The 18,185-nt window shown below is 50.7% G+C and carries 10 protein-coding genes; 4 read left to right on the top strand and 6 right to left on the bottom strand.

The genetic code is table 11. The annotated features are described in order from the left end of the window. Positions 1–33: 33 nt before the first annotated feature. Together C2M24_RS09590 and C2M24_RS09585 are read left to right on the top strand one after the other, a co-directional pair. Positions 34–1,008, top strand: a complete 975-nt coding sequence (locus tag C2M24_RS09590) for a transposase (protein WP_105214536.1) — start codon at positions 34–36, stop codon at positions 1,006–1,008. A gap of 578 nt (positions 1,009–1,586) precedes the next feature. Continuing rightward, complete coding sequence (locus tag C2M24_RS09585; RefSeq protein WP_105214526.1) at positions 1,587–4,127, top strand: TonB-dependent receptor plug domain-containing protein; 2,541 nt, start codon at positions 1,587–1,589, stop codon at positions 4,125–4,127. Between the two features lie 109 nt (positions 4,128–4,236). On the opposite strand, the gene C2M24_RS09580 is transcribed toward C2M24_RS09585, so the two are convergent. The 6 genes from C2M24_RS09580 to C2M24_RS09555 all read right to left on the bottom strand — a co-directional run bounded on the left by C2M24_RS09580 (position 4,237) and on the right by C2M24_RS09555 (position 12,390). Further along, positions 4,237–6,108 (bottom strand): S8 family serine peptidase, encoded by a 1,872-nt coding sequence (locus tag C2M24_RS09580; RefSeq protein WP_105214524.1) that lies wholly within the window; start codon positions 6,106–6,108, stop codon positions 4,237–4,239. 297 nt (positions 6,109–6,405) lie between these two features. After that, entirely contained in the window at positions 6,406–7,101 is a 696-nt protein-coding gene (locus C2M24_RS09575) for a tellurite resistance TerB family protein (protein WP_105214522.1), read from the bottom strand. A gap of 154 nt (positions 7,102–7,255) precedes the next feature. Continuing rightward, positions 7,256–8,368, bottom strand: a complete 1,113-nt coding sequence (locus tag C2M24_RS09570) for an ABC transporter permease (protein WP_105189255.1) — start codon at positions 8,366–8,368, stop codon at positions 7,256–7,258. Beyond that, positions 8,365–9,291 carry an ABC transporter ATP-binding protein gene (locus tag C2M24_RS09565; protein ID WP_105214519.1) on the bottom strand — a complete coding sequence of 309 codons (927 nt, stop codon included), beginning with the start codon at positions 9,289–9,291 and terminating at the stop codon, positions 8,365–8,367. The genes C2M24_RS09570 and C2M24_RS09565 overlap by 4 nt, the downstream gene beginning before the upstream one ends. Next, on the bottom strand, positions 9,288–10,244 hold the full coding sequence (locus C2M24_RS09560) for an HlyD family secretion protein (protein ID WP_105214517.1): 957 nt from the start codon (positions 10,242–10,244) through the stop codon (positions 9,288–9,290). The genes C2M24_RS09565 and C2M24_RS09560 overlap by 4 nt, the downstream gene beginning before the upstream one ends. Before the next feature lie 280 nt (positions 10,245–10,524). Then, positions 10,525–12,390 (bottom strand): serine hydrolase, encoded by a 1,866-nt coding sequence (locus C2M24_RS09555; protein ID WP_105214515.1) that lies wholly within the window; start codon positions 12,388–12,390, stop codon positions 10,525–10,527. Between the two features lie 307 nt (positions 12,391–12,697). Here C2M24_RS09555 and C2M24_RS09550 point away from each other — a divergent pair, with 307 nt between their 5' ends. Beyond that, a complete protein-coding gene (locus C2M24_RS09550) occupies positions 12,698–13,312 on the top strand; it encodes a response regulator transcription factor (RefSeq protein ID WP_105201654.1) in 615 nt (204 codons plus the stop codon). 285 nt (positions 13,313–13,597) lie between these two features. After that, positions 13,598–18,157: a carboxypeptidase regulatory-like domain-containing protein gene (locus C2M24_RS09545; RefSeq protein WP_158683750.1), complete on the top strand. Its 4,560-nt coding sequence runs from the start codon at positions 13,598–13,600 to the stop codon at positions 18,155–18,157. The last annotated feature ends 28 nt before the right edge of the window (positions 18,158–18,185 follow it).

The following is an 18,185-nucleotide window of genomic DNA, read 5'->3' as shown; positions in this document are numbered from 1 at the left end:
ACTTTGAGGGTTCTACTCAAGGAGGAGTGAATCATGGCAACACCTCGGAAAAGCCAAATCAGTCTGGCTGACACCCCTTACTATCACTGTATTTCTCGCTGTGTACGGCGCGCCTTTTTATGTGGCAAAGATGCACTGACCGGCCGCTCTTATGAACATCGCCGTGATTGGGTTGAAAGTAAGCTGCTGCAGCTGGCCCGTATTTTCTGCATAGATGTGTGTGCCTACGCGGTAATGAGCAACCATACCCATGTGGTGCTGCATGTGGATAAGTGCAAAGCCCAGCGCTTAACGGACAAAGCCATTGTGCTGCGTTGGCATAAACTATTTAAAGGCACTTTGCTCAGTCAACGTTTTGTGCAAGGGGAGCCGTTAGATGTGGCCGAATTGGCTGCCCTACAAGGTCGAATCTTGATTTATCGGAAGCGCCTTAGTGATATCAGCTGGTTTATGCGAGTGCTCAATGAAGGGATTGCCCGTCAAGCTAATCGCGAAGATGAATGTACCGGCAGATTCTGGGAGGGGCGATTTAAATCTCAAGCGCTTCTTGATGAAGCAGCCCTTGTTGCCTGCTTAGCCTATGTGGATTTAAACCCGATTCGAGCAAAGGCTGCCGACTTACCCGAACAATCCGATTATACGAGCGTGAAAGCCCGAATCGAAGCTGCAAAGAAGGGTAAGCAACCCTCTACCTTAATGCGTTTTGTTGGACACCCTCGTAAGCCTATGCCGAAAGGCCTGCCTTTTGAGCTACGCAGTTACTTAGAGCTGGTTGAGTGGACGGGGCGCTGTATGCGAGAAGATAAACTAGGCCATATTGCATCTGACGCAACCCCCATACTTGAACGACTCGATATTAGCCCAGTAAATTGGCTGTCCCTGACCACCTCGTTCACTAAGGTTTTTCACTGCGCGGTGGGGAAGGAGCAAGCATTAACAACCTACTGCCAACATCAACACCGAAAACGACGTGTGGATTTAAGCAACAGCCAAGCGCTGTTTGCTTAGGCAACGCTTCTTTCCTCTCTATTCTTGACCAAGCTCGCGAGAGGCAGGCTTCGCACGTCCAAAATTCACGAAAATGATAATAACGAAAGGTAAATCGTCGAAAAACGTTCAAACTGGGCGATACTCACTTTAAAATTCATCTCCCCTCATTCCGTTGCAAAAACTCTATCTTTAAGATGGGTGTCTTTGTTATTTATATGGGTGTCTTTATTATTTTTTTTTTAAAGTGGGTGTCTTGTTTACTCCCGGTGTCTTGTTTACTCCCGAGTTTTACCGCTGCGAGCGCTTTTTCATCTCCTAAAATAGCGCCAACTGGTCGTAGCAGTGCATAAAATAGTCTATAACTATTTCAAATAACTGAATAATTGTATTTTCACACTTAAGTCGTAGCTATTTTTTCTTTCAATCTTTGTTTTTGTTGATAGGATGTTTCCTAAAGGTTAAATCGGCTGGCCTGAGTTAGCCGCGATAACCATCATAGAAATTATAATAAGTGCTTTAGCTTACTCTTCTTCCTCTCCACCCTCAGGTGCGTCAATTGAGCAAGAAGAGCAGGCAGGATAATCAACAGGACATATATGACAACACATCGATTAAATATGCTGGCAGTTGCCGTCGGCTTAGCCGTTTCTACGGTCTCAGTGCAGGCTGAAGAGTCACAACAAGTCAAAGCAGATGAAAAAATTGAAGTAATTTCGGTACTGGGCTCGCGCATGGCCAATCGCACGGCCACAGAGTCTACATCGCCGGTTGATTTGATTGACTCGGACGACCTAAATAAGGGCGGCTTTACCGAACTGGGTCAAAGCTTACAGGCTACTGCGCCTTCGTTTAACTTTTCTCGTACCCAGGTGTCGGACGGCTCTGACTTGTTCCGTCCCGCGACTCTTCGTGGTTTACAGCCGGACCAAACCCTGGTGCTGATCAATGGTAAGCGTCGTCATAACCAGTCTATCTTTGGCCTAAATGGTACGGTCGGCGCGGGTGCGGCGGGTACCGACATGAACGCTATTCCATTGATTGCGCTAAAAGGCGTTGAAGTTTTGCGTGATGGTGCCGCTGCGCAATATGGCTCAGATGCCATTGCCGGTGTTATTAACCTTTCTTTAAACAATTCAACTGGTGTTACAACAGGTTACGTTCAAGCTGGCAGCACAGGCGAGGGTGATGGTGATACCATTTCCATCGGCCTAAACCGTGGCTTTGATATCGGCGATGACGGTGGATTTATCAACTTCTCAGTTGAATATCGTGATGCTGATGGCACCAACCGTGCCGAGCGCGACATTGGTGGCTCGGTCGATGTGCCGTATGGCACCTTATCCGACGAAGTGCGTTGGGGACAGGGTAATGCCGATAGCGAATTTACCTCACTGTTTTACAATATGGTCCTGCCTATGGACGACATCGAGCTGTATTCGTTCGGTGGCTACTCAAACCGTACTGCCTTGGGTAATGGCTTTTATCGAAACTTCGATCAGGCCGCCAAAAACGTGGTGCAGGTTTACGGCGATGGTTTCTTACCGCGCATTGATAACGAGGCGGAAGATATTTCCTTCGCTCTTGGTCTTCGCGGCGAGATAAACCCGGATTGGGGCTATGATGTTTCAGCGGTTTATGGTGAAAACACCTATGATTTCCACTCGAAAAACACCATCAACGCCTCATATGCGGCCGAGTATGTGTTTAATAACCCGGATGCATCGGATGCGGATATCATAGCCAATGCAGGCCCTCGCGGTGGTTATTCCGGTGGTTTCCGTTTTGATCAAACCACGGTTAATGCGGATCTAAATGGTACGCTTGATATCGGCCGCGCAGATCCTGTGTATCTGTCTGTTGGTGCCGAATACCGTAAAGAGAATTATGAAATCGTCCCAGGTGAAGAAGCCTCTTATGCTTGTGGTTTGGCCAATATGGATACCTCTTACCCGTCGGTAAACGATCCTGATCAGTTTGCCGAGTGCGGTTTCCAGGCCTATAACGGCTTGCGTCCTGAAGCCTCAAACGATGAAAGTCGACACAGCTATGCCTTGTATGCGGATGCCGAAACCTTGATCACCGACGCTTGGCAGGTGAGTGCGGCGCTGCGTTATGAAGATTTCTCCGATGCCGGCGACGACATCATAGGTAAACTTGCGACTCGCTATGAAGTAAATGATGACTTCGCCATTCGAGGTGCAATTTCGTCGGGCTTTAGAGCGCCGTCACTACAACAAAGTGCTTACACTGCCTACACCACTAACCTGGGTGCCAGTGGTGAATTAGAGCAGTCGTTTACGGCAACGGCTGGCTCGGATTTCCCTTCTGCTCTGGGTGTGGATAGCCTGGAGCTTGAGAGTTCAGAAAACCTGAGTTTTGGCTTTGTTTGGGATTTCAGCAGCGAGTTGTCGCTTACCGTTGATTTCTATCACGTTGAGATTAAAGACCGCATTACTCTAGGTAGCTTGATGTCTGCCGAAGATGTGGCCTTCAGCCCAGAAGCTGTGGCAGCCCTTAACGCCACAGGTGCTGCGCAGGCAAACTACTTCTCTAACTCGGTAGACTCAACCACCAAAGGGGTGGATATCATCGCCGCGTATAACACAGATTTATACGATGGTGCTTTCTCAGCGACCTTCGCCGGTAACTTAAATGAGACCGAAATCGACGATGTAAACGCGCCGCAGGGCATCCCTGATAACATTGCCCTAGATGATCTACAACGTAGCTTCTTAACCGATGGCCAACCGGGCGAGCGTGCAACTTTAACGTTCGAATATGAGCGTGGCGATTACAACAGCATGTTGCGTTTTAACTATTATGGTGAAACCGATGTGAGTTACTTCGGTCAGGATCACATTCCTCTACCGGATGAGTTGTCACCTACGGGTTCATTTAAAGACACCAGTACCGTTGAATCGGCCGTGCTAGTGGACGTAAATGTGGGTTATCACCTGTCTGATGAGGTTATGCTGTCTGTGGGTATCGACAACCTGTTTGACGAAACGCCGGATGAGCTAGGTGAAGATGAAGTGCTTGATTTTATTTCAAATCAGGCATTTAAATACCCGCTTCGCGCAGTGCCTTATGGCTTTGATGGTATGACCTACTACGCCAAAGTAAGTTTTAGCTTCTAAACGCTAACGAATTAAAAAAGCACGCGAAAGCGTGCTTTTTTGTGCCTGTTACTTCTGCGCGTAACGCCTAGCGTTTATCGCCTATTGCGTAGCAACTAGCGTTTATCGCCTAGTTACTGCAGTTTTTCCCGCGGCAGGGCTTATCGCCGCCGCCACCGCTGCCCCCGCCGCTTTCGGTAACATCCACACCTATCCAGTTCGACCAGCTTGATGCGCCGCTGTTATTAAATGCACGTAGACGATAGCGGAAGGTGCCTGTGCCGCTGGCATCCACCAAGGCGGTTTGGTCTGCACTGACAGGGCCGATAGAAGTGGTGGATTGCCACACACCCGCTAGTTTTTTATGGGCCTTTTCTCGTTGCAGCTCATAGCCGCTTTCGTCGCTTACATCATTCCAACTTAAGACTGCTGTGCCATCGCCACCATCAAGAACCGCAAAATTTCCCGGCGTCAGAGGTGGCAGTGGATTGCTGCTGGCATTGAGGGCACCGGCCAGATTCAAGCGTCCATTTAGCGACCAGGCCTGCATATTCTGGCCTCCGGCTCCACTGACATCGGCACCTTGCTCTAGGCGCTCACGCACCGCCTGGTTACAGGGCACACCGGGAGCCGCTTCGCAGCTAGCAGGGTCGGCCAGGCCATCGCTATAAAAGTGCGCCCAAACCACAGCCGCCGCGCCGGCAACAAAGGGGCTGGCCATGGATGTGCCGGAATACCAATCCAGGCAGGCATCGTTATCGGGGTCAAAAATCGTTCCCAGTATTTCCGCGTAGAAAACACAGAGCTCATTGGGAACAGTGGAGATAATATGGTCGCCGGGCGCCATCATGGATATCCAGTTACCGAAATTAGAAAATGAAGCCCTGTCATCATTTCGCTCCGTGGCACCTACGGCTAACACAGGGTCATAGGCCGCCGGATAGGTGAGGGTGTTAACACCATCATTACCCGCTGCAGCGATCAGCACTGCGCCTTTGCTCCAGGCATAGTCGACGGCATCGGACTCTGTTTGTGTCCAGCCGCCTAAGCCGGCAGGCTCACCGTTTTCATCTACGGCATCGCTGGCATAGCTCATATTGATCACATGATAGCCGTTATCGGCGGCGTAGGTGATCGCCGCTGCAGACGAAGACACAGGGCAGATACCGACTATCACATAAATGCCCAATGGCGGCATTAGATCTATGGTGTATTCAAAACAGGTTTTCAGGTTACCCACGGCGCTGTTCCAGCCAACCCCGGCAATGCCTATGTCATTGTTGGTGGCCGCTGCGGCTATGCCCGCCACATGGCTGCCGTGAGCGGCGACATCATCGAGTGTGGTGCTGTAGTCGGTGACAAAACTGACTTCTTCGACGCATTTTCCTGGGGCAATAAATTCAAGGCTGCCACCGGGGCGAGCGGCGGTGCGGCAGTCGACGCCGGTATCGAGAATGGCAATTTTCACCTGGCTGGAGCCGGTGCTGATATCCCAGCCTTCTGGCGCATCTATATCCGCGTCCACCCGACCGATAAATTCTTGCAACCCAGTTTGCGGGTTCATCAGCAATTGCCCGGTATTATTCAGACCCCATTGCTCTTTAAACCATTGGTTGTCGGTGCCGGTGGGCGGTGGATCCTGTCCTTCATCCGGGATCAATAAGACTCGATAGTGATCTGGCTCGGCGTAAAGGACATTGGGGTTATTGCTGAACATCTTGATGCTTTTGCCGACACTGCCAGCGGGCACTTTAATGATATGCACGCTGAGCGGGGATATGACTCTTTGTGGTGAGCCGCCGGCCATGGCCGCCAGCTGGCGAACCTCTTCAGCCTTGGTACCCGGTTTGAATTTCACCAGCACCCGATCCGGGGCGTAAGCGGGAATGTCATAGCGGCCTGGAACCTCGACGGCACCCTCTATGGTGCTAGGAGCTGCATGGGCATGGCTATAACTCAGGACAAACAGTAGCGATAACAAAAGACGATGAAAACTTTGCACTTTTTCTCTCCTTTGAACTTTTTAAATGTTTCCTGTCGGCGTTACCGCAAGGTCATCTCCTGACCTTAGGCCCGTTACTGTGCACTTAGTTACCAAATGGGATGCAAATATTGGCTGCCAATTTTGGATGTTAAGAACAGCCGCACAGACCAGCTTAACTTCCTAAGTCTAGAAGCCTTTTGCGTCATGGCAATGTTCAATGTTGTGATTGGTACTTTAGGGTTAAGGATGAATAGGGACAAAAAAGCCCCGCATGCAGGCGAGGCTCGATTTACTAGTTTCATTTCGCTTGGCGTATTACTTATGTTCCAACTGATTATGAATACTGGCGACCAATTCCCTAGGAATGCAAAGCTGATTTGCCAGCGCCTCCAGGTAATGAGTAGAGGCGGCTTGTTGCAAGTCGATAGCAGTGACGCTGGCGGCATACACCTCGATACCGGTTTGTGCATCCGGCACTGTGTTTACTAGTTCGGACAAGGTCATGGGCTTTCGCAGCTCATCGAAGAGCATGGCTTTTTCCGTGACCGTAAGGGCCATATTTTCCACGCTGGCAAAAATCTTTTGACGCTCCGCTTCGTCGATATGGCCATCGGCATAGGCGGCGGCTATCATCGCCCGCATAAGCAGTAATTGCCCCGACTCATTGTGATCATCGACCACCTCGGTAAAGGCCTGCTCTGGCATGCGTGCCGGGGTGTAATCAAAGGTGCGGCCACTGTTATTAGCCGAGTGCGTGTCCTGAGCCGATTGCGGCGGGTATTCTCTGTGTACCTGGCTCGATTGGCCGGTCTCGCTTTTTTGCGAATATTGCTGGTAGGCCTTCCACGCCAGCCCACCCACGGCGGCCAGTGCTCCGTATTTGAGCGCCTTCTTGCCCATTTTTTTGCCCGTGGCCAGGCTGGTTAATCCGCCGCCGGCTACACCGCCTAAAAAGCCACTGAGCGCCCCTGATTTATTCAGGCTGCCCACTAATTTTTGTAATTCTTTCATCACTGCATCCTTTTCTCTATGCTGGTCACACCTTATGCCAATTATTTTGAAATGAAAACGCTGGTTTTGTTACAAAGCGCTACAGAGTCGGCGCTAAGTCTACATGGTGCCGACTAACAGCACTTTTTAAACCTGGATTTGGGACAAGTGGCTATCAATCCAGCGTTTTAGTGAAACGCCTGGCGGCAAAGAAAACGCCAAAAAGGGTAAAAGCGCCAAGCCACAGCGAGTCTTGCCATAAACTGGAGAGCTCAGCGCTGCGCAGCACTAGCCCCCTGATAATACGCATAAAATGGGTGGCGGGCAGGGCTTCGGCAATCCATTGAGCGGCGACGGGCATGCCTTCGTAGGGAAACATAAACCCCGACAGTAAAATGGAGGGCAGCAACACGAACAGGGTCATCTGCATTGCCTGCAACTGACTGCGTGCCAGGGTCGAAATCAAAAGCCCTAACGCCAGGCTTGCGGAGATAAATAACAGTGAACCGAGCAAGATCTCATGGGGCTTGCCATGGATAGGCACATCAAACATCAGGTAGCCCAAGCCTAAGACTATCACCACCTGAATTAAACCAACGAAAATATAGGGGACAATCTTGGCTATCATTAGCTCCAAGGGGCGCACCGGCGTTGTGATTAAAAGCTCCAGATTGCCTCTTTCGCGTTCACGGACAATGGCAATGCTGGTGAACAACACCATGGTCATACTCAAGATCACCGCAAGTAATCCGGGCACTATGTTCACCGCCGTTCTGCGGCTCGGGTTGTAATAAAGCGCCACTTCGAAGGTATTGTTGGCATCGAGTAATGTCTGCCCGGCATTGGCAGATTTGGGGTCCAGGGTAAACGGCATATTCTGCAAGCCGGAGATGGCGCCGCCAATCACGCTGTCGGTGCCATCCACCAGCCAGTGGGCAAGGGCGCGTTGCTGCGCCAGGCGCTGGTTTATATCATGAGGAATGACGAGCACGGCCCGTACTTCGCCCGTCCCAATAGCGGCCTTTGCCGCTTCCGGGGTGTCAAAGGTCTTGGTGAAATTCACTATTTGGGTCGCCCGCACTGTTTCAAGCAGTAAACGACCGGTTTGATTATGGCTTTGATCAACCAGCGCAACGGGGATATGACGCACATCGGTATTGATGGCGTAACCAAATAGCGTCAGTTGTATTAAGGGGATCATTACTATCATGGCAAAGGTGAGCCTATCCCGTGCCAGTTGCTTTACTTCTTTGAACATCACCGCACGAATACGGGCAAAGGAAATCATTCTCTGCTATCTCCCGTAACGCTCACAAACACATCTTCCAATGTTGGGCGAGCCTGGGTGAGCTCTGCATTGTGTAGCTCTGGGTACTGGGACTTAAGCCAGTCGATTGGGTTGGGTATTTGCTCATAAACGAGGACGCGCAGGCGCACACCCAATTGGGCGGCGGAGCGCACCTGCTCATTGGCGATCAGTTTAGATTTTAATGAGCGTAAACCGGAGGTTTTGACCTCAACAATGTTCACCCCCATATTCTGCATCAATTCATCCGGCGAGCCATCGGCGCGGATTGCCCCAGACTCCATAATCGCCAAGCGGTGGCATCGTTCCGCTTCGTCCATATAATGGGTGGTGACCAAGATGGTGGTGCCTTGCTCGGATAAGTCGAATAGCTTCTCCCAAAAATCCCGTCGATTTTCCGGGTCCACGGCGGAGGTGGGCTCATCGAGAAACAGCAGCTCGGGATTATTGATGGTGGCGCAGGCCAGAGACAAACGTTGTTTTTCTCCGCCACTCATGCCGCCGACCATTTGCTTTTGTAAGGCATGCAGCCCGTAGGTGTTGATTTGCTCTTGGCATCGAGTTTTGAGCTCTGTGCCAGCTAAACCGTAAATCTGCCCCATAAAAAACAGGTTTTCTTCCACCGTTAAATCTTCATACAAGGAGAACTTCTGGGTCATATAGCCGATCCTTAGCCTCAATGCGTCTGCTTGGCGAGGAATGGCCAGCCCCAATACCTCAACTTGGCCCGTGGTTGGCGTAAGTAACCCGGTAAGCACCCGAATGGTGGTCGACTTGCCGCAGCCATTGGGCCCTAAAAAGCCATAGATATTGCCTTTTTCCACCTTCAGCGAAATGTTGTCCACGGCTTTTAAGGTGCCAAACTGTTTGCTGAGATTGTGCGCTTGAATCACCAGTTCGGTCATAATGAGTCCAACTTGATCTGCACTGGAATGCCCGCAGGCAGGACCTGGGTGCTTGCAGGTAGGTCAATTTCGGTCAAATAGACCAGACGCGAGCGATCGCCTTCGCTCATGCTGCGATAGGGCGTAAAGGCGGGCTCCACAGACACCCAACGTATGATGCCCGCGACCTCTTTTTCCACCCCATCAATACGCACCATGACTTCTTTACCGGCGATTATGTTCGCCTTGTAAGGCTCGGGCACATAGACTCGGGCATAGGGGGTGCTGTTAGCCTGTAAAATGGCGACCACACTGTGTTCATCCACCCGCTCACCTACATTGTATGGCAGTGAGTCTAAAATACCGTCGCGGGATGCCCTTACCGTAAGCTCTGCCAAGACGGTTTGTTCATATTCCACATCCGCTTGAGCCGCTGCTAGCGTCGCTCTGGCCAGTTGAATGTCTTCAATGCGCGCCCCGTTAAGGAGTTTTTTGAGGTTTTGCTGGGCCACCTCGACCGCCGCTTTGGCCAAATCCCGGGCGGCAATGGCGTTGTCCAACTCTCTTTGTGAGGCTAGGGATTTGGCTACCAGCTCTTGTGTGCGACTGAGCTGCAACTCGGCTTCATGGGCTGTGGCGTTTGCCGAGGCCAAGTTCGCTTCGCCAGCGAGAATGTCTTCCTCGCGCTCGCCATTGAGTAATTTTGTCAGTTGCATTTGCGCTTGCTGCTCAACTGCCTTGGCCTTGTTTAAGGCCGCTAATTGCTTGGTGTGATTAAATTCAACGAGAATATCGCCCGCCTTGACCTGCGATCCTTCTGCTATCGGTTGGGCGGTAATGACCTCATTAGCGGTGGCCAGCAAGGTCACCCTGTCACGCTCCAGAATACCGAACGCGGTATTTGAGTCGTTGTCGGTGCATGCCATTAAGCTGGTTAGCAAAACGAACCAAAGTGGGATGTATCTCAATTTCATGTAGCTCGCCCAAGGTTAGGAGCAAATTAGTAAATAACGTCCTGTTAGATATAAGTTTAATTTAAATCTGTGAAATGTTTGGTCGTAATGAAGATATTTAGTGGGAAAACATAAATTGATAATTAGTGGCAAAGCCGACCGTTTGGACGGCTTTGCGCGACGTAGACGTTAAGTAGAGCATTGGGTGCCGAACGGCACTAGCGGCCACTCGGACTAACGCTATTTTTAAGTTTTAATCGCGATATGATTAGGGGGCTGCGTTTGCATAAGAATCAACCTACTATTTAGCCAAGTTGGCGATTTGCTTTGCCAGCTCGGTGGGGTCACCCGCATTTCTATTGGCTAGCACGATGACGACCAGCTCATTGCCAAAGTCTAAGCGCCAATAGGTCTTGGCACCGTTTTGTGCGCCTGAATGTCCAAAGACGTTATTTTTCCAGAAGGATTTTCGTGTACTGTCCTTGGTTACTTGACCTGCGAATAGCTTAAGTCCAAGACGTGCCATATCGGTGGCCGAAGACTCCAGGCCTCCACCGGCATACTTCCAGCTGATATTGTCTCTCTTCGCTTCAGACGTCGTACTCTTGTAGATCATTGCCCGCTCTTTCACGGATTTTTTCATATTCTCAGCCCGCAATGTGGGTAAACCAAGCGCCTGTCCGAAGTGTTGCTCAATCAGTTTTGGGAAACTGGATTTAGCCGCCCCTTCAAGCGCCGCTCCGGCAACGGTATAGGCATGGGTGCTGTAGCATTGCTTGCTACCCGGAGAAAACCTCAGGGCGTCATCGATAAACAGTGACATGGCCTGGTTTTGCGTCGAAAATTGGCTAGAACTCTTGTCTTTTCCGGCAAGGTTGTTAGGCACCCAACAACACTTGGGATCTGTGTTTTTACAATCTTTAGGTCTTCTGGAACCCTTATAGTGTCGAATGCCCGAACGGTGTTCCAGTAATTGGCGTACCGTATGCGTGTGGGCGGCGGGCAAATCGGACACGTAATCAAGGGTGGGCTTATCCACAGATAATTTATTTTCATCGATCAAACGCATTGCCAATAACGCCGTTACCGGCTTGCTGACCGAAGCGAGACGGTAAATCGTCCCTGCATGGGCTGCGCTATTTTCCTTCACATTGGCCAATCCAAAGCCGCGTTCATAGACAATTTTGCCTTTCTTACCAATGGCTACACTGACACCCGGGATATTGTTGTCTATACGGTATTTTTCTACGAGTTTATCGATACTTTTACGTGGACCCCAACTGAGGCGCTCGCCATTTTGCCGCCAAACACCCGCATATCGAGTACCCTTGTTAGTGTCATAGGCCTCAAAATCCTCTAGTCGATAACCTTGATCCCGCGCTGTCTTCCAGGCGTTAGCATAGCCTTGGGCTGACATGTCACGGAGGGCTTTCCAACCGCGTTTATTGGTATTTTTCACCCAGATTGCGGCATACTGATGTTTGCCATCGAGACGATATGATTCCAGATCAAGTACCCGATAGCCTTGGTCTCTAAAACTTTTGAACTTTGCGGCATACTCAGATGCGGACATATTTCTAAACTCGGCCCAGGCAGTGTTGCCTGAATTTTTCACCCAGATAGCAGAATAAGCCGTTTTTCCCCCATTTTTATAGGCTTCAATATCAACCATTCGATAACCGTTGGCTTTGTTTTTATTAAAATTTTCTTTGAACTGGGCCTCGTTTAAATTGCGGTACGACAGCCACTTTATGTTTTCCTTGTTTTCCACCCACACACCGGCATAGCGCATGCTATTGCCGACTTTATAGGCCTCTTGATCGATCAAACGATAGTTATCTTTGAGGGAGTTCCAGGTATCAGAAAACTGCTCATGGGTTTGATCTCTGAGGCTTCGCCATTTTCGATTGTCTGTGTTGTGCTGCCAAATTGCAGAATACAGACGTTTGCCGTTAACTTTATCGACCTCGATATCGACTACGCGATAGCCTTGGTTTGATTTCTTTTTAAAATATTCTCCGAACTTTTCACTTGTATAACCACGAATACTGGACCAACCAACCTGATCGGGGTCATCGATTGATTGCGCCGCTGCGGTATTAAAGAGCAGGATACAGATAAGCAACAAAGCCGCCGATATGCTTTGTAAGGTATTAGCTCGATTCATCTTAATCTCCTTTTGGGATTTCCCGGGTGAACGTAGGTGATATTTAAACTCCCGTACCTGGGCATGAAGGAAGCCAAACCGCTTATTATCGAGACCTTGCTAGGTCACCTACCATACAAGAAAGCCTAATTCATGGAGGTTAAAAGTCCAACGACAGCTCCTCGTTCATCCGTATTACCTGCTTTGTCATAGACCCAGAGCAGAAGTATGTGCAGGCTAAAGCCGCCCACAAGGTGGATATTCACGGCAAAATATGCACTAATAAAATAATCACAAAAACTAAATAAATATTCACGGTGTAAGGCTTATGAGTGGTAGCGAAACCCAAAGTGTGTATGTAGTTGATGACGATCCTGTGGTGCTTGATGCCATTGCCGAGCTGCTGCAATCCGTCGAGTTAAACACCCATACCTATGCTTCGGCGCAGCAGTTTTTCGATGCCTACAACGATGACATGAGCGGCTGCCTGCTGCTTGATATTCGTATGCCCGAGATGAACGGCATGGAGTTGCAAAAGCGCTTAAGCGACATTAATGCCAAGCTTCCCATTATTTTTATCAGCGGCCATGCCGATGTTTCGCTGGCGGTGCGGGCGATGCGCGAGGGTGCCTTTGATCTCATTGAAAAGCCATTTAGAGACAATGACTTGCTTGAATGCATTTATGGCGCCTTGAAAAAAGACAAGGAGGCCAGGGCGGGGCAAGCGGGACAGGCCGAGATTAAGGAACGGCTGGCAACCCTAACTAACCGGGAGCGCGAAATTTATGATCTGGTGGTCGCCGGCAAGGCTAACAAGGTGATGGCTATCGAGCTGGGTGTGAGCCAGCGCACGGTGGAAATTCACCGCGCCCGGGTGTTTAAAAAAATGGCCGTGCGTTCGTTGGCCGAGCTGGTACGAATGAACACCCTGCTAGACTCTTAGCGCTCATCTATCCCAGCCCTGAGGTCCCAGCCCTTAGGTCCCTGCCCTTAGGTGCCGACGCTGGCCGGTCAGGGCGTCATTTATCTTTCCATAACACATCTTTTTTACATAAATATAACGCCAACTGACTTTTGTCAGTTGGCGCTCGTGTGTTTTCTGTAAATTGAACTGGCCAAGTATACAAAACCAAACTCAATAAGCGCTCGCGTGTGCATCTGCCGCGTCGGGCAAATGCGTTTCCCCCGCCTTAGGGAAACCGACAAACACATGTTGAGGAGGCTTTTGATGAATTTCAAAAAGTCACAAATTAGCTTATGCATCTCCTTGGGTGCAGCAACGTTGGTTGCTGGCCCGGTCAGTTATGCAAAATCGGCACAGCCGATCGTCAATGAAGCTGTGGTACACACCACAACTCGCCCTTTAATTCAGTTGGCCGCAGCGGTCAATAAAGACGCTAAAGCACGTCTGCAGATCGGTAAAATGGATGCCATCAGCGGTGAAGTGTCGCATAAAACCAGCGAAGTGATTCAAAACTTCGAGCTGCCGTTTGTAACCAGCGAATCGCAAAAACATGCATCCACATTAGACGCATACAGCAATCTATCCATGCTTGAGCCGTTTATGGCGGCGAAAAACGTGCAAACCGACTTTGCCGGCGATACCATGCCGGCGCCGCTGTTAAGCTTTGACGGCGTCGATAACGTCAACCGCGTAGCACCGCCCGACACTGTAGGTGATGTCGGCCCGAATCACTATGTGCAAATGGTGAACGTGTCGTTTGCGGTATGGGATAAGCAAGGCAATATGCTGATTGAGCCAACCCCGACCAATGCCCTGTGGAATGAACTCGGTGGTATCTGTGCAGCGAACAACGATGGCGACCCCATTGTGCTGTACGATCAATTTGCCGAGCGTTGGATGGTGAGTCAGTTTGCCATCAACCCAAGCGATTATCATGAATGTATCGCCATCTCCAAAACCTCGGATCCGACCGGCGAGTGGCACTTATATGACTTCAAAATCAGTGAAGTCAAAATGAACGACTATCCGCACTTCGGGGTTTGGCCCGATGGCTATTATATGTCGGTCAACCAATTCTACCTTGATGGTCGTGAAGATCAGTGGGGTGGTGCCGGTGTCGTTGCCTTTGAGCGTGATAAAATGTTGCGCGGCGAATCGGCGCGAATGATCTATTTCGACGATCCGCACCCAGTACTCGGTGGTATGTTACCGTCCGATCTCGATGGTATGACGCCGCCGCCAGAGGGCGCGCCGAACTACTTCTTGCAACCCATCGATGAGTCGCAAGGTTACGACAGCGACGAAATGCATGTCTGGGCCTTTAAAGCAGACTGGGAAAACCCAGAAAACTCAACCTTTGAGCAGGTGGCCGCGGTGCCGGTGACCGGTATGGATTTCAGCAGCTGCAGCGGCGGCTGTATTCCGCAGCCGGGTGTATCAGCCGAAAACTACCTGGATAAAATCCCTTACCGTCTTATGAACCGCCTGGCGTATCGTAACTTTGGCGAGCATGAATCTTTGGTGGTGAACCACACGGTTTATACACCAACGGAAACCGGTGCCGCTCGTTGGAGCCCGCGCTGGTATGAAATTCGTAATCCGAGCACCGAAGCCGTACTGCATCAGCAGGGCAGTTATGCGCCAGATGGCGACTCGCGCTGGATGGGCAGTGTGGCCATGGATGCCATGGGCAATATGGCCCTAGGTTATACCGTAAGCGGCGAAAACACTTATCCGTCGGTACGTTACACCGGTCGTTTAGCCTCGGACCCTCTTAATATGATGGCTCAGGGTGAGCAGGAAATAGTTGCTGGTGGCAGCTCACAGCTCGGTGCCAATGGCCGTTGGGGTGACTACAGCTCTATGAACATCGACCCGGTTGATGACTGTACCTTCTGGTATACCCAGGAATATTACGGCGACACCAACCCGGGCGGCATTGACTGGCGTACCCGTATCGGCTCGTTCAAATTCCCTAACTGTACCGCAGGCCCAACAGGTACCCTAAAGGGTCACTTGTATGGCAGTACCGGGGAACCTTTAGCGCAAGCGCAGATCAGCGTAGGTGCCATGACTACCTTTACCGATGAGTCTGGTTACTATGAAATTCTGGCCCCGGTAGGCGAATATGATGTCGCCATGGTGGCTTACGGTTATGCGCAGGTCGACTTCAGCGCCATCAATGTGGTCAAAGATGGCACAAAAGTGGTTGATGCCACCTTGTCAGAGCTACCGAAAACCACACTAGTGGGTCGTGTTGTCGATGGTTCAGGTCATGCCTGGCCAATTCCAGCATCTTTAACCCTGATGGGCGATCTAACCAAAGATGTGAACTTCAGCAACGACTCCAGCACCGGCGAATTCAGCATTGAAGTATATCAAGGCTGGCCTTATGCCATTAAGGTTGCTTCACTGGGCGAGGGCTATGTTGCTCAAGAGGTGAAAGTCGATACTTTGCAAACCAATGATCTGGGTGAAATTGCCCTGATGGTTGACAGCAAAGCCTGTGTAGCTCCGGGCTATCAGTCTTTGGGTATTGTTGAAGATTTCGATGGCACGGCCTTCCCGCCGGCCGGTTGGAACGTGGTAAATAATGCCAGCAGCGATGAAATTATCTGGAAAACCAGCACCGACTGGGCACGCCCTAACTATACCGGTGGCAGCGGTCATGCCGCGGCTATCGACAACGACCGTTATGGTTGGGGTCGTTACGACTCGGATCTGATCACGCCTGAGATTGCGGTTAGCGATCTGAACGGTGTAACCAGCTTGCAGTTCAAAATGGACTTCGTTGGTGGCATCTACGGTGGTTCCATGCTGGATATGGACATCAGTCTTGACGGCGGTGCCTGGAATACGGTGCTGAGCTATGGCAATACCATGCGTGAATTCCGCGTCGATTATGACCTGGCCGAACACCTGGTAGGCGCACAGAGTTTCCGTTTACGTTGGCGTTATCACACAATCTGGGACGGCGAACAGTTCGATAACTGGGCCCAAGTCGATGATGTGACCATAGCCCAAAGCTGTGCCAGTGTTGAAGGCGGTCTGGTATCGGGGCACGTGCTAGATGCCAATACCGGCGAGCCGGTGGCCAATGCGATCGTCAGTACGGACAAAGGTCGCAGCACATCAACCAAAGCCGATGGTAGCTATCTTCTGTTCACCGATCTGGGTGACGTAGAATTGGCGGTAAAACAGGCCGGTTATACGCTACAAAGTGAGACGTTGAGCGTGGCGGTCAATGAAGTGCTAGAGCAGGGCTTCACGCTTAATGCCGGTAAATTGGATGTGGATACGCAAACTCTAGAGCTGTCTGTGACCAGTGGCCGTAGCCTGTCAACGGCGTTGAATCTCGCCAATAAGGGTTCGGACGTATTGAACTTCAATATCGAAGAAATCAATGCGGCGCCGCGCCAAGACATGGTAGGTCCTGCGTTTGCTATCGGTGGCCGTAAGTTTGGCCCTAAAGACCTATGGGACTTAAACACTCGTGATATTCGTGTGCCATTTATCTTCCCTGATGCACCGAAAATGAATGCCGAGCTGGTACAAAGCTGGCCGATCGACCTGGTTGCCACCAATGGTGTTGCCTTTGACCAAAGCACCGGCGATCTATGGCTCAATAACCTGGGTGTATTCGGTGGTGACGATAAAATCTATCGCTTTAAAACCGACGGTACGAAAACGGATCAAACCATGGATGTGAGCCCCTTGCTAAGCACCCGTGGTGCCCATGCCGGCATGGCGTTTAATAAGCGTACCGGTAAGCTCTGGCAGATCATCGTTGGCGGCGACCGTTGTATCTATGAATTCGATATCAACAGCCTAAGCGCTACCGGTAACCGTATTTGTCCAGATCTGCCTAGCTCACAACGTGGCCTGGCGTATGATCCCAATGGCGACCAATTCTTCTCTGGTTCGTTTATTGATGGTCTGGTACACCGTTTTGCCAGCGACGGTACTTTGTTAGAGTCGACCGATGTGGGTCTGCCTGTGGCCGGTCTAGCCTTTAACCCGGCAACCAATCACTTGTTTGTCGCCGCTAACAGCTTTGCGCCTATGGATATCGATATCTATGTGCTGGATGTAAGCGACGAATACCGTGTGGTCGGTGGTTATTCAGTGCCTGGCCGTGCCGATGGCGGTGGCTCTGGTATCAGCCTGGATTGCGACGGCAACCTGTGGGTGTTGGATATCGAAAGCCAGCAGATGATCCAGATTAAATCTGGTGAAACCGGGGTCTGCGAATTCAAAGAAGTGGACTGGTTAAGCTCGACGCCAAGCAAGGGTCAACTTGCTCTGGAACAGATGCAGCAAGTACAAATCGATGTTGATGCCAAAGACATGGAGCCTGGCTTCTATCAGGCACAATTGTTGATGGCCAATGATTCGCCTTACCTAGCGCAAAATGTATTGGTTAACCTCAACGTACTTGAGCGCACCCCCGGTGAGTTGGGCTTTACCGTGAGCCAATATCGCGTGAACGAAAACCAAGGTTCGGTGACCTTGACCGTATCTCGTCAAGGCGGCAGCGATAATGCCCTAAGCGTAAGCTATGAAACTTTGGATGCTACGGCGGTTGCCGGTAGCGATTACCAAAGCGCCAGCGGCCAATTACATTGGCAAGACCTAGACGACGGCGACAAGGAAATCACCATTGCCGTGATGAACGACGGCGAGAAAGAACAGAGTGAGTCCTTCTCCGTGCGTTTGCACCAGGTTGACGGCGGCGCAGCGCTTTCAGCCAGGTATTGGCAACGGTTGAGATCGAAGACGCCAAGTCTAAGAGCAGCGGCGGTAGCAGCCACCCATTTGTACTAATGCTACTGGCCACGTTAGCCTTGTTTAG

This window comes from Pseudoalteromonas sp. T1lg22 (genome assembly GCF_002964645.1).
Classification (GTDB): Bacteria; Pseudomonadota; Gammaproteobacteria; order Enterobacterales; family Alteromonadaceae; genus Pseudoalteromonas.
Note: the sequence above shows the minus strand (reverse complement) of the source record. Positions and strands in the feature narration are given on the sequence as shown.